The following is a 13,502-nucleotide window of genomic DNA, read 5'->3' as shown; positions in this document are numbered from 1 at the left end:
CCGACAGGAGCGGCCTCTCGCACAGGGTCGCCTCTTCTCACACGATCACCTCCGTGACGCGCACCGGACGCCCCTCGCGACGGGAGAGCTCCGCGGCCTCGGCGAGGTAGAGCGCGGCGAGGGCGTCCTCGACGGTGCAGGGACTCTCCGTCTCCCCCCGCGCCGCGCCGAGAAACGCGCCGAGCTCGGCGGCGTAGGCGGGCTCGAACCTGGCCGTGAAGTCGGGCCAGGGCTCGCCCGGCGGCTGCAGGCCCTCGGCGCTGGTCAGCGGCACGCGCGGATCGAGACCGACCACCAGTGTCCGCCGGGTGCCCGCCAGCTCCATCCGCACGTCGTACCCGGCGCCGTTGTAGCGCGAGCCCTGCAGGGTGACGAGCGTGCCGTCGTCCATGGTGAGCAGCGCGGCGCTGTTGTCGACGTCCCCCGCCTCGGCGAAGAACGCCTCCCCCCGGTTGGCACCGGTCGCGTAGACGGTGTCGGCCTCCCTGCCGGTGACCCAGCGCAAAATGTCGAAGTCGTGGATGTGGCAGTCGCGGAAGATGCCCCCCGACAGCGGGATGTATCCGGGGTCGGGCGGCCGGGGGTCGGCACTCACCATGTGCACCCTCTGCAGCGTGCCCAGCTCGCCTCCGGCCAGCGCCTTCCGCGCGGCGGCGTACCCGGCGTCGAAGCGCCGCTGGAAGCCGATGTGCACGACCGTGCCGCTCCGCCTGACCGCGTCGAGCACCCGGAGGGTCTCCTGTACGCCGGCCGCCACCGGTTTCTCGCAGAACGCCGGCACCCCCTCGGCGCAGGCGCGCATCAGCAGCTCGGCGTGGGTCGCCGTGGGGGTGGCGACCACCACCGCGTCGCTGTCGAACGCGTCTCCCACCCGGGCACCCAGCCTGGCGGCCACCTCCGCCGCCCGCCCGCCGTCCGCGTCGCTCACCACCAGCTCGTCGACCCCTGGATGCGCCGCCAGGGTCACGGCGTGGAACGCCCCGATCCGGCCGAGTCCCAGCAGTCCAACACGCATCGTGCCTCCGGAGGAGAAGAAAGCGGTCGATCTCCAGTTCTAGGCGACGAGCCAGAGGCCGTCAAGAATTTGTCAGGACATAAGGACGATCCCTCAGACCGTACCTGACACGTGTTCGCAGGTGGGAGGCGTGCTCACGGGGCGGAAGGGCGGCGCAGGGCGTCCGCGAGGGCGCGGATCGTCGCGTCGGCGCGGCGGGCGGGCAGGCGGGCGAAGCCCATCACCAGGGCGGGCGGGCCCGGGGCGTGCCGCATCGGGCCCACCGGCTCGACCGCCAGCCCGCAGTCCTGGGCCGTCCGCGCCACCGCCTCCTCGTCCCAGCCGTACGGCAGCTCGGCGAGCAGGTGGAGCCCGGCGGAGACGCCCCGCACGGTGATCTCGGGAAGGTGCTCGCCCAGGGCCAGCGCGAAGGCGTCTCGGCGGGCGCGGTACTCCCGGCGCATCCTTCTCAGGTGCCGGTCGTAGCCGCCGGTCGTGACGAAGTCGGCCAGGACGTACTGCTCCAGGACCGGTGAGCCCAGGTCCAGCTCGCCTCGGGCCAGCCGCAGCGACTCGGCGATCTCCGGCGGGGCGGCCACCCAGCCCAGGCGGAGCCCGGGGGCCAGGGACTTGCTGACGCTCCCGATCAGGATCACCCGGTCGGCGGCCAGCCCCTGCAGGCAGCCCACCGGGTCGCGGTCGAAGCGGAACTCCGCGTCGTAGTCGTCCTCCAGGATCGCCGCCCCGGTCGCGGCGGCCCACCCGATCAGCTCGGCGCGGCGGCGGGGCGAGAGCACGACGCCCGTCGGGTACTGGTGCGCGGGGGTGAGCAGCACCGCGTCCGCCCCGGACGCGGCGAGGGCCTCGACGTCGACGCCCTCGCCGTCCACCGGGACGGCGACCAGGTCGGCGCCCGCGGCGTGCAGCAGCGGGAGCTGGCGTCCCCCGGCCGGGTCCTCGACCGCCAGCCGGATCCGGCCGGGGGACGGCACCGGCCGCGCGGCGCGCCGGACGTACCAGCCGAGGTCGTGGGGCGAGCGGCCCCGGGGGAGCCTCCCCGCGAGCGCCTGGATCGTGAGGCTGACCCCCTGGGCCACCCCGCCCACGATCACCAGGTTGTCCGGGCTCACGTCGGCCGCCCTGACCCTCCTGAGGTAGGCGGCCAGCTCCTCGCGCAGCGCCGGGACGCCGCCGGGGTCGCCGTAGTCAAGGGCCTCGGCGGGCAGCGCGGCGAGCGTCCTGCGCATCGAGGCCAGCCACCGCTCCCTGGGGAACGCCCCCAGGTCGGGCGCGGTGGACCGGCGCCCGAGGTGCGCCTCGCGCGCTCGTTCCCCGCCGTTCTCGCCGCCGTTCTCGCCGCCGCGGCCCTCCGGCGTCCGGGAGGGGCCGCCGGGGTCTCCGGGAGCGCCGAAGAGGGCGGGCGTGCCGGGGGTGCCGGGAGAGGCGGAACGGCTCGCCGCCGGTGCCACGGTGGTCCCGGCCCCGACCCTGGAGATCAGGAAACCCTCGGCGACGAGCTGCTCGTACGCCTCGACCACCACGCCCCGGGAGAGCCCGAGGTCCCTGGCCAGCTCGCGGCTGGCGGGCAGCCTGACCCCCGCGGCCAGGCGCCCGCGCCGTACCGCCTCGCGGAGCTCGCGGGCGATCTGGGCGGCGACGCCACCGGCCGCCCGGTCGACGACGAGGTGCAGATCGGCCAATTGGTCCTCTGTTTCGCCGTCACATTGGACCCGACAGGGGCACCATTGGCTTCCTAGCATTCCGCACATGAACGTGGATGTCAGCACTCCTCCCCGCCCCGCCACCCGGCCGGAGCCGCGCGGCCTGGTCGAGGCCGCGACGGCGATGTTCCTGGTGGGCACCCTGGCGGCGGTCGCCGGCGTGATCGGGGGCTACCCGGTCTACGGCGGCCAGACCCTGCGCCACCTGCTGGCGGCCGCGGTCCTGCTCACCGTCGCCCGCGTCATGGGGCTGCGGTTCGTCCGGCTCACGCCCCGCGAGACGGCGCTGCTGGCGACGCTCTCCCTGACGGGGCTGGTGATCTTCAATGTGTGCGTGATCGAGGCCACCCGGCACGGCGGCCCGGCCCTGGTCGGGACCGTGCTCGGCACCGTTCCGCTCGCGCTGGCCCTGCTCGGCGGGCGCCCCTCGCCCCGGCTCCTCGGGGCTGCGGCACTGGTGGCCGCCGGGGCGACGGTGGCCGCCGGGCTGGGCACCGGCGACCTGCCCGGCCTGCTCTGGTCGCTGGGCGCGCTGGGTTGTGAGCTCTGCTTCTCCCTGCTGGCCATCCCGCTGCTGCCGAAGCTGGGCGCGGTGCGCGTCTCGGCGTACTCCGTGACGCTGGCCGTGCCGATGCTGGTGGTCGCCGGGCTGCTCACGGACGGCACCGCGATGTTCCGCGTGCCGACGGTGTCCGAGGCCGCGGGACTGGGCTACCAGGCGCTGGTCGTGACCTCCCTGGCGTTCTTCCTCTGGTACGACGCCCTGCCCCGGCTCGGCCCGGGAAGGGCGGGGCTGTTCGCCGGGCTGATCCCGGTCGGCGCCATCGTCACCGGTGCCGTCCTCGGCCTGGGCACGCCCTCGGTGCCCGACCTGGCCGGCGCCGCGCTCGTGGTCACCGGCATCGTCGTCGGTCTCAGTACCGCGGGCTCACCCGCTGCGCGGGCACCTCGACCGGCTGGGGCGGGGCGGACCGCTGCAGGGGGATCTCGACCCGCTGGGGCAGGTTGACCTGTCGCGCGGGCTCGCTGCCCCGCTGCAGGGGCAGGCTCACCCGCTGCGAGGGCATGCTCGCCTTCCCCGAGGCGACGTCGAGCCGCTGCCGGGAGATGGTCAGCGGGGGTTCCGGCCAGCTCACCGGCCATTCGGGGGTCCGGCCGTTGGATTCCTTGATGCTCGTCAGCGTGATGGCTATCAGTGACACGCCGAGACCGGCCACCACGAAGACGGCCATGATCGCCAGTAGGACGATGTTCCCGGCCAGGACGGTGTTTCCGATGTTCATGATGTCCCCCAGCTTTCTCCGGACGCTCGGCCCGGCTCTTTCAGCTTCCCCCGTAGATTCGGACATACATCCATAAAAGCCGCATAACCAACTAATATTTGTCTTAAATATGCCGATTTAATGTCATATGTCTGTCCGCTTGCGCGCGGCCTCGAAGAGGCGAGACCACCATGGCGACCGCGCGGATCGAGCGTGAACGCGAGGCCGTACCCTCTAGGGAAAACACGCCCGCACGGAGGATCGACGACGATGCCCGAGTTCGACTACACCGACCTGCTTCCCATGGGACCGGACGAGACGGAGTACCGTCTGATCACCGCCGAGGGGGTACGGGTCGTCGAGGCCGCGGGCCGCAGGTTCCTGGAGGTCGAGCCCGAGGCGCTGCGGCTTCTCACCGAGAACGCGATCCACGACATCTCCCACTACCTGCGGTCGTCCCACCTCGCCCAGCTCCGCAAGATCATCGAGGACCCCGAGTCGAGCGGCAACGACCGCTTCGTCGCCCTCGACCTGCTGAAGAACGCCTCGATCTCGGCGGGCGGCGTGCTCCCGATGTGCCAGGACACCGGCACCGCGATCGTGATGGGCAAGCGCGGGCGCCACGTGCTCACCGACGGCGCCGACGCCGAGCACATCTCCCGGGGGGTCTACGACGCCTACACCCGGCTGAACCTGCGCTACTCCCAGATGGCCCCCCTCACCATGTGGGAGGAGAAGAACACCGGCTCCAACCTCCCCGCGCAGATCGAGCTCTACGCCGAGGACCCGGGCGGCCACCCCGACGAGTACAAGCTGCTGTTCATGGCCAAGGGCGGCGGCAGCGCCAACAAGTCGTTCCTGTACCAGGAGACGAAGGCGGTGCTCAACGAGAAGCGGATGCTCCAGTTCCTGGAGGAGAAGATCCGCTCGCTCGGGACCGCCGCCTGCCCGCCGTACCACCTGGCGATCGTCGTCGGCGGCACGTCCGCCGAGTTCGCCCTGAAGACCGCCAAGTACGCCAGCGCCCGCTACCTGGACTCCATCCCCACCGAGGGCTCCCCCTCCGGCCACGGCTTCCGCGACACCGAGCTGGAGGCCAAGGTCTTCGAGCTCACCCAGAAGCTCGGCATCGGCGCGCAGTTCGGCGGCAAGTACTTCTGCCACGACGTCCGCGTCATCCGCCTGCCCCGCCACGGCGCCTCCTGCCCCGTCGCCATCGCGGTCTCCTGCAGCGCCGACCGCCAGGCCCTGGCGAAGATCACCCCCGAGGGGGTCTTCCTGGAGCAGCTGGAGACCGACCCGGCGCGGTTCCTGCCGGAGACCACGGACGACCACCTCTCGGACGACGTCGTCAAGATCGACCTCAACCGCCCGATGCCGGAGATCCTCGCCGAGCTGACCAGATACCCGGTCAAGACCCGCCTGTCGCTGACCGGGCCGCTGGTGGTCGCCCGCGACATCGCGCACGCCAAGATCGGCGAGCTGCTGGACGCGGGCGGCGAGATGCCCGAGTACCTCAAGGACCACGCGGTCTACTACGCCGGACCCGCCAAGACCCCCGAGGGCTACGCCTCCGGCTCCTTCGGTCCCACCACCGCCGGGCGCATGGACTCCTACGTCGAACGCTTCCAGGCGGCCGGGGGCTCCAAGGTCATGCTCGCCAAGGGCAACCGCTCCAAGCAGGTCACCGACGCGTGCAAGGCCCACGGCGGCTTCTACCTCGGCTCCATCGGCGGCCCCGCCGCCCGGCTCGCCCAGGACTGCATCAAGAAGGTGGAGGTCCTCGAATACCCCGAGCTGGGCATGGAGGCCGTCTGGAAGATCGAGGTCGAGGACTTCCCCGCCTTCATCGTCGTCGACGACAAGGGCGAGGACTTCTTCACCGACTCCACCGGCCCCGTCCTGACCATCGGCCGCCGCTGACCGCTCCCGGCTTCAAGATCCGCCGTACAGGCGCCCGAGGTCGACGAGCTCGACGTCGGAGCGCCGTGCGGCGGTGTGCGCGAGGTCGGCGGTGAACCCCGACCGCGAGAACAGCAGAAGCTTGGGCAGCGCGGCGACCTTCGCACCGGGAAGCAGCCCCCGCAGGTGTTCGAGGCGCTGGAGTTCGGCGAGGGAGACGGGTGTGGTGGTTCCTTCGGCCTCCCCGATCGCGGTGATCCTGTCGGCGGCGAAGGGAGCCGTCTCGGTCACCACGATGTCCAGTTCGTGGCCCTGCCGATGCTCCCTGCAGGGGATCTGTGTGGGCCGGACGGCCGCCGCGACGCCCCCGAGGGTCTCGGCGGCGGCGTGTTCGAGGCACCACTCCCTGGAGAGGTCCTCGAAGTGCGGGCCGTAGATCTTCCCTGACACCGTGTCCGCGTTGGCGGCCCAGACCTGGGCCGCTCGCCGTACGACCAGCTCGGGCTCGTGCCGCTGGATGAGCAGCTGATGGAAGCGGACGATGGGTTCCGCGACGCGGAACAGGGCGCGCTTCTCCCGCAGGGCGTCGTCGACCTGCTCGATCAGGCCGATGTCCTGAAGTCCCGACAGCAGGTGCGCCAGAGCGCTGCTCGGGCGGCCGAGCGCCGAGGCGATCTCCGAACGCCGGTGGTTACCGGCGCTGAGAGCGCTCAGCGTCGCGGCGTAGGAGGTCGGATCGGCCACCGAGGGTTCCTCCCTGAGCAGGAGCGCGCCCTCGCGGAACATGGCCGAAGCCGGGTTGAGCAGGCGCCGCTCCACCCATCTGTCGAACTTCGCAAGGTCGGCCGGCCCGGATCCGCCGCACATCTCAAGGTAGGCGGGAGTCCCGCCGACCAGGGCATTCAGCCGGAACGCGAGTTCGGGGTCGTGGCCGGCGTCCCAGAAGGCGGCGGCGTCGCGGAACCTGAACGGCCGGACGACCAGCTCCAGCGAGGCTCGCCCGCGAAGGGGCGCCCCACCGCCGAGAAGCCGGGCCATGGTGGTGAGAGCACTGCCGCAGAGGATCATCCGGGTCCGCGTGTGCTCCTTCGCGTGGCCGAGCGGGCTGAGCGCCGCCTGGAGGTACGAGGGCAGGGCGGGGGTCGCCGCGGTCAGGTAGGGGAACTCGTCGACGATGACGGGGACGGCCCGCTCCTCGCCGAGACGCAGCAACTCGCCCAGTGCGTCGCGCCAGGTCCCGAAGACGACGGGCGCGCCCAGCCCGCGATAGGCCGCGTAGGCGGCACCGAGATCCGCGAGGTTCTGCCGCTCGCTCTGCTGGGTGGCCGCGAACAGGAACCCGCCCGTCTCCCTGGCCAGCAGTTCGAGCATCAGCGTCTTGCCCTGCCTCCTGCGGCCGTAGACCAGGCCCAGCGTCGCCCCTGGGACAGGAGACCTGACGAACTCTGAGAGCTCCTCCCATTCCACGTCACGGCCGAAGAGACGGTCCGGCTTTGTGATCATCCGCTCTCCTGGTCATCGCGACGAGAATGATAGGTACAACTATCATAGTTGCGCCTATCATTCCGGTGCCCCCCATCGCGTGGGATCCACGCCTGGAAAGCGGAAGTCTTCAGGTTCCGGAGGGTTGGGAGGATTCGCGCGGGGAGACGTAGACCCGGAAGGTGTGGAACGGTTCGCGGGGGGCGTCGAGCTCACACAGGCAGGACCAGCCGAGGCGCTCGTAGAGGCGTACGGCGGCGGTGGCCGCGGGTGAGGTGACGAGCCAGGAGGGCCCCGCGGCCGCGGTGACGCGGCGCAACAGGGACGCGCCGAGCCCCCGGCCGGCGAAGCGCGGGTCGACCGCGAGCTCGTGGAGCTCGAAGCGGGCCCTCAGCACGGACGTGTCGCCGCCGAGGGCGTCGGCGACGGAGCGGTGGAAGCGGTCGGCGGGCCAGGGGTCGGAGCTGTCGAAGCCGTAGGTGAAACCGGCGGGCTCGCCGTCGACGCGGGCGGTCACGCAGCGGAAGCCCGGCCTGCCCGTGTGCGACGGCAGGCGTCCGACGAAGGCCTCGACCTGGTCGGGGGTCTCGTGCCACGGCGCCGGCGCGAACGCCGCCGCGTAGATCGACCTCAGCGCCGCGGCGCCGGGCACCGCGTCGTCGAGGACCGGCGGCACGAGACCTCCTGGACCAAACTGACACTCGCCATCATGCTGCAACTGCAACTCCTTCGCAATAGATGGAGACCTAGGTCGCAAGACTGATGCAGATGCGAATAGCTTGCAATAGTGTCCGAACGAAAGGTGATCAACGAGGAGGTAGCCCTCATGGGTGAGTACGTCCTGCCCGACATGCCCTACGACTACGCGGCTCTGGAGCCCGCGATCACCGGGGAGATCCTGGAACTGCACCACTCCAAGCACCACGCCGCGTACGTCAAGGGCGCCAACGACACCCTGGAGCGGCTGGCCGAGGCGCGCGACAGGGGCGAGTTCGGCGGGCTGGTCGGGCTGGAGAAGACCTTCGCCTTCAACCTGTCCGGGCACGTGCTGCACTCGATCTTCTGGGAGAACCTCTCCCCGGACGGCGGCGACCGCCCCGACGGCGAGCTGGCCGCGGCCGTCGACGAGCACTTCGGCTCCTTCGAGGCCTTCCAGAGGCAGCTGAGCGCCGCCACCGCCGGGGTGCAGGGCTCCGGCTGGGGCATCCTGGCCTGGGAACCGCTGGGCCGCCGCCTGGTCGTCGAGCAGGTCTACGACCACCACGGCAATGTCGGGACGAACTCCACCCCGCTGCTGGTGTTCGACGCCTGGGAGCACGCCTATTACCTGCAGTATCGCAACGTGCGGCCCGATTATGTCGAGAAGCTGTGGAGTCTGGTCAACTGGGCGGATGTCACGCAACGCTTCTCAACAGTTACTAGCGCGAAAATCTGACCCAAGTTGGCAAGAAGATTCGGCCCGGTCTCTACTGGTCGCATTACGCAAATCGGTAAGCTGCACCACATGCGTGCGCCGCCCGGATACCTTCTCGCAGCGCGCTACCGGCTGTCAGAACCGGTTGGGCGCGGCGGCATGGGCACCGTCTGGCGGGCACACGACGAGTTGCTCAACCGTGAAGTGGCCGTCAAGGAGGTGCGCCTGCCTCTCGTCCTCGACGAGGAACTTCGCGCCGAGCTGTGCGCCAGGACCGAACGCGAGGGACGCGCGACCGCGATGGTCGCCCACCCCTCCGTCATCACCGTCTTCGACGTCGTCACCGAGGACGAGCGCCCCTGGATCGTGATGGAGCTGCTCCGCGCCCGGTCGCTGGAGCAGCTTCTCCAGGACCACGGGCCGCTGCCGCCGCGCCAGGTGGCGGAGATCGGCCGGCAGGTCCTGGGCGCGCTGCGCGCCGTGCACGCCAAGGGGATCCTGCACCGCGACGTGAAGCCGAGCAACGTCCTGGTGACCGACGACCGGGCCGTGCTCACCGACTTCGGCCTGGCCGCGCTCGAAGGCGACGTGTCGATCACCCAGGCGGGCATCGTGCTGGGCTCCGCCGGATACATCGCCCCCGAGCGCGTGCTGGGGGCCAAGGCCAGCCCGGCCGGCGACCTGTGGTCGCTCGGCGCGACCCTCTACACCGCCGTCGAGGGCCGGGGCCTGCACGGGCGCCGTACGGCCGCGGCCGCGCTCGCCGCGCTGACCAGTGGTGAGCCGATCCCCATGGAGCGGGCGGGACCGCTGACCCCGGTGCTGCGCGGCCTGCTCACGATCGACCCCAACGCGCGGCTCGACGCGGGACGGGCCTCGATGATGCTCGCCCGGGTGGCGGCCGGGGGGATGGTCGAGGAGTCCTTCTCCAGGCCGCCGGGGCGGCCCGACGGCAGGCCCTCCACGAGCGGGTCCGACGGGGCGTCGGCTCCGCCGTTCAGCCGCCGCTCGCAGCACCGCGGGACGCACCGGGTCGGCTCCGCGCCGCCGCCGGCGCCGCGGCCCTCCTCGCCCGGGACACCCCCGCCGCCGTCGGGGCCCGCGTCGGGGCCGACACCCCAGCTTCGCTCGCACCGGCGGCCCGGTGAGGGCGTCCACCGGAAGCCTGCGGATATTTCGCCTACCTATCGTCCATTTGTCCGTTTTATGACACCCTTCATAAGGTTGGTCCTCCCGCGTCTTCTCTGGCCGAGGGAACTCCGTAAGCGCGGGTAAAGCGCTTCTCAAGGTGGAATGGCTATCTTCTTCTCATGCCGGAACAGCAGACGCGTGTGCTCGCGGACCGTTACGAGCTGATCGCGCCGCTCGGCCGGGGCACGATGGGCACCGTTTGGAAAGCCCACGACCGTTCCCTCGGCCGTGAGGTCGCGATCAAGGAGATCCGTCAGGAGCCCGGCCTCAGCGAGGCGCAGCGCACCGAACTTCGGGAACGGATGATCCGCGAGGGTCGTACGGCCGCCCGCATCAGCCACCCCTCGGTGGCCACCGTCCACGACGCCATCGTCGAGGACGGCAGCCCCTGGATCATCATGGAGCTCGTGCAGGCGCGTTCCCTGGAGCAGGTGATCGAGGAGGAGGGGCCCCTTCCACCCCGCCTCGTCGCCGAGATCGGGGCCGACCTGCTGGGGGCGCTCCGCGCGGCCCACGCCCAGGGGGTCCTGCACCGCGACGTGAAACCCGGCAACGTGCTGATCACCGAGAGCGGCCGGGTGGTCCTCACCGACTTCGGCATCGCCAAGGCCGAGGGCGACACGAGCCTCACCAAGACCGGCATGGTGATCGGCTCCCCCGGATACACCGCGCCCGAGCGGGCCCGTGGCGAGCACACCGGGCCCGAGTCGGACCTGTGGTCCCTCGGCGCCACGCTGTACTTCGCGGTCGAGGGCCGTCCCGCCTACGAGCGGTCGTCGGTGGCGGAGACCCTGGCCGCGCTGATGAGCGAGCAGGTCGACCCGCCGACCCAGGCGGGGCCGCTCCGCCCGGTCCTCGAACAGCTGCTGGAGAAGGACCACACGGCGCGGCTGACGGCCGCCCAGGCGGGCGCGCTGCTCCGGGCGGTGGCCGACACCCCCTCGCACCTCGCGGACTCCCTGCCCCCGCCTCCGGTGCCCCCCGCCCCCGCCTTCGCGCCCTCTCCCCCGGCCGCCGAGATCCCCCTCGTGGAGGACGCCGGAGACACCGGGGACACTAGAGACGCTGACGCCGAGTGGGAGCCCGAGGGTCACGACGAGCCCGACGCTCCTGAAGACGACACGGACGACGACACAGACGACACCGACGGTTTCGACGCCGACCGCACCATGATGGTCATCCGCCCCAAGGACGGCCTGCGCATCCCCGGCGGGACGGCGCCCGCCGAGCCCTCCGCCTCCCCGTCCCCGGCGCCCTCCTCCGGCCGCCCGACGACCTCGCCCTACCCTGACCGGCCGCCCCTCGCGGAGCCGGGCAGGCCGGTCGCGGGACGGCAGGGCCCTCCCGGTCTCGGCACCCCCGTCGCGCGAGGCTCCGTGATCCGCGGCGCCTTCGGAAGGCCGGGCACGTCCGGGCCGGGTGCGTCCGGGCCGGGTGCCTTCGAGGAGCAGGCCGAGGAGACGGCCGCGTTCGGAGGGCCGGGCAACGAGTCGACGGCCACGCCGCCCCACGGGTTCCCGGTGAGCGCCAGGCCCGACCTCTCCGTCACCCCGCCGCACGGCTTCCCCCCGGTCGATCCGGGGCTCGCGGCGGCCCCCGACTCCGAGCCCCTCCCTCCGCCGCTGAGGCTCTTCCCCGACAACCGGCCCGGTCCCGGCAGCCGGCCCCCCGGCACCGGGGGCCCGCCCGGCCAGGAAGGGCCGGTGTCCTCGCAGCCCTGGCGCCCGCCGGGTCCCGAGGCGTCCGACGGCGCCTACCGCTCCCCGGGCCTGGGCACCGACCTGTTCGCGATCGCGGCCCAGAACGCCCAGCCCGACCCCGGCCGCCCCGGGCCGAGGCAGCCTCCGTCGCAGAAGGCCCGGATCGGCGTCCTCGTGCTCATGGGCGTGGCGGCGATCGCCCTCGTGGTGATCATGATCCTGACGGTGGCCGCCTTCTTCTGACGACTCCCGGCGGGCACGGCCCGGAGTACGGTTCCGGGCCGTGTTCCGGGCCGTGTTCCGGGCCGTGTTCCGGGCACGACTCCGAGCCGTGTTCCGGGCACGGCCCGCGAGGAGGAACCCCGTACCCGCGACGCCCCTCCCCGGTTTGATTCCCCCGACAGGACGCAGACTGGATTCATGAGCGAGTATCGGATCGAGCATGACTCGATGGGTGAGGTACGGGTTCCCGCGGGTGCGAAGTGGCGGGCGCAGACCCAGCGGGCGGTGGAGAACTTCCCCGTCTCCGGGCGAGGGCTGGAGGTGCCGCACATCGCGGCGCTCGGCCTGGTCAAGGCACTCGCCGCCGAGGTCAACGCGGAGCTGGGGGTGCTCGACAAGGAGCTGGCGCAGGCGATCGCCGAGGCCGCCACCGACGTCGCGGAGAACGAGTGGGACGGCGAGTTCCCCGTCGACGTCTTCCAGACCGGCTCCGGCACCTCCTCCAACATGAACGCCAACGAGGTGATCGCCACTCTCGCCGAGGAGCGGCTGGGCCGTCCCGTCCACCCCAACGACCACGTGAACGCCTCGCAGTCGTCCAACGACGTCTTCCCCACCTCCATCCACGTCGCCGCCACGACCGAGGTCTCGTACCACCTGATCCCCTCGCTGCGGCACCTGGCCACCGCGCTGCGGGACAAGTCGCTGGAGTTCGACGGCGTGGTCAAGGCCGGGCGCACGCACCTGATGGACGCCACCCCGGTCACGCTGGGACAGGAGTTCGGCGGGTACGCCACGCAGATCGACAACGCCATCGCGCGGGTGCGGAGCGCGTTGCCGCGCCTCGCCCAGCTGCCCCTGGGCGGCACGGCGGTCGGCACCGGCGTCAACACCCCGCCCGGCTTCGCGGCCAAGGTCATCGAGAGGCTGCGCGAGGCCACCGGACTGCCGTTCTCCGAGGCTCCCGACCACTTCGAGGCCCAGGGTGCCCGGGACGCCGTCGTGGAGCTCTCCGGCCAGCTCCGCACGGTCGCGATCTCGCTCAACAAGATCGCCAATGACCTGCGCTGGATGGGGTCCGGCCCCCGGGCCGGACTGGGCGAGATCAACCTGCCCGACCTGCAGCCCGGTTCCTCGATCATGCCGGGCAAGGTCAACCCGGTCGTCCCCGAGGCGGTGACCATGGTCGCCGCCCAGGTCATCGGGAACGACGCGGCCATCGCCTTCTCCGGCGCCTCGGGCACGTTCGAGCTCAACGTGATGCTCCCGGTCATCGCGCGCAACGTCCTGGAGTCCGTGCGGCTGCTCGCCAACGCCTCCCGCCTGCTGGCCGACCGGTGCGTGCACGGCATCACCGCCAACGTCGACCGCATGCGCGAGTACGCGGAGTCGTCGCCGTCGATCGTCACCCCCCTCAACCCGTACGTCGGGTACGAGGAGGCCGCGAAGATAGCGAAGCAGGCCCTGGCGGAGCGCAAGACCATCCGCGAGGTCGTCATCGAGCGCGGACACGTCTCCAACGGCACCCTCACCGAGGAACGGCTCGACGAACTGCTCGACGTCCTGTCCATGACCCGGCCGCCCTCGTAGTCCGCGCCCGGGCCTGGGAGACTG

11 protein-coding genes are annotated in these 13,502 nt (G+C 71.8%); 6 read left to right on the top strand and 5 right to left on the bottom strand.

Annotated features, from left to right (window positions below):
• Positions 1 to 37: 37 nt before the first annotated feature.
• Together AC5L38_RS19085 and pdxR are read right to left on the bottom strand one after the other, a co-directional pair.
• The gene (locus AC5L38_RS19085) at positions 38 to 1,015 is read right to left on the bottom strand and encodes a Gfo/Idh/MocA family protein (protein WP_495244147.1); all 978 of its coding nucleotides are present in this window, start codon (positions 1,013 to 1,015) and stop codon (positions 38 to 40) included.
• A 134-nt stretch (positions 1,016 to 1,149) separates the two neighbouring features.
• Positions 1,150 to 2,694 (bottom strand): MocR-like pyridoxine biosynthesis transcription factor PdxR, encoded by a 1,545-nt coding sequence (gene pdxR / locus AC5L38_RS19080; protein ID WP_495244146.1) that lies wholly within the window; start codon positions 2,692 to 2,694, stop codon positions 1,150 to 1,152.
• A gap of 67 nt (positions 2,695 to 2,761) precedes the next feature.
• Between pdxR and AC5L38_RS19075 the strand changes: the two genes are divergently transcribed.
• Complete coding sequence (locus AC5L38_RS19075; RefSeq protein WP_495244145.1) at positions 2,762 to 3,724, top strand: DMT family transporter; 963 nt, start codon at positions 2,762 to 2,764, stop codon at positions 3,722 to 3,724.
• Here AC5L38_RS19075 and AC5L38_RS19070 read toward each other — a convergent pair.
• Entirely contained in the window at positions 3,630 to 3,998 is a 369-nt protein-coding gene (locus tag AC5L38_RS19070) for a hypothetical protein (RefSeq protein ID WP_495244144.1), read from the bottom strand. The genes AC5L38_RS19075 and AC5L38_RS19070 overlap by 95 nt on opposite strands.
• A 249-nt stretch (positions 3,999 to 4,247) precedes the next feature.
• Between AC5L38_RS19070 and AC5L38_RS19065 the strand changes: the two genes are divergently transcribed.
• Positions 4,248 to 5,900 carry a fumarate hydratase gene (locus AC5L38_RS19065; RefSeq protein ID WP_495244143.1) on the top strand — a complete coding sequence of 551 codons (1,653 nt, stop codon included), beginning with the start codon at positions 4,248 to 4,250 and terminating at the stop codon, positions 5,898 to 5,900.
• A gap of 12 nt (positions 5,901 to 5,912) precedes the next feature.
• On the opposite strand, the gene AC5L38_RS19060 is transcribed toward AC5L38_RS19065, so the two are convergent.
• Both AC5L38_RS19060 and AC5L38_RS19055 read right to left on the bottom strand, forming a co-directional pair.
• Entirely contained in the window at positions 5,913 to 7,382 is a 1,470-nt protein-coding gene (locus AC5L38_RS19060; protein ID WP_495244142.1) for an AAA family ATPase, read from the bottom strand.
• A gap of 109 nt (positions 7,383 to 7,491) precedes the next feature.
• Positions 7,492 to 8,037, bottom strand: a complete 546-nt coding sequence (locus tag AC5L38_RS19055; protein WP_495244141.1) for a GNAT family N-acetyltransferase — start codon at positions 8,035 to 8,037, stop codon at positions 7,492 to 7,494.
• A gap of 150 nt (positions 8,038 to 8,187) precedes the next feature.
• Between AC5L38_RS19055 and AC5L38_RS19050 the strand changes: the two genes are divergently transcribed.
• From AC5L38_RS19050 to AC5L38_RS19035, 4 genes are all read left to right on the top strand, one after another.
• Positions 8,188 to 8,796: a superoxide dismutase gene (locus AC5L38_RS19050; RefSeq protein ID WP_495244140.1), complete on the top strand. Its 609-nt coding sequence runs from the start codon at positions 8,188 to 8,190 to the stop codon at positions 8,794 to 8,796.
• 69 nt (positions 8,797 to 8,865) lie between these two features.
• Positions 8,866 to 10,050: a serine/threonine-protein kinase gene (locus tag AC5L38_RS19045; protein ID WP_495244139.1), complete on the top strand. Its 1,185-nt coding sequence runs from the start codon at positions 8,866 to 8,868 to the stop codon at positions 10,048 to 10,050.
• A gap of 35 nt (positions 10,051 to 10,085) precedes the next feature.
• Entirely contained in the window at positions 10,086 to 11,909 is a 1,824-nt protein-coding gene (locus AC5L38_RS19040) for a serine/threonine-protein kinase (protein WP_495244138.1), read from the top strand.
• A gap of 177 nt (positions 11,910 to 12,086) precedes the next feature.
• Positions 12,087 to 13,478, top strand: coding sequence for a class II fumarate hydratase (locus tag AC5L38_RS19035; RefSeq protein WP_495244137.1), 1,392 nt, complete (start codon positions 12,087 to 12,089; stop codon positions 13,476 to 13,478).
• Positions 13,479 to 13,502 lie beyond the last annotated feature (24 nt).

The organism is Streptosporangium nanhuense, assembly GCF_059358815.1.
Note: the sequence above shows the minus strand (reverse complement) of the source record. Positions and strands in the feature narration are given on the sequence as shown.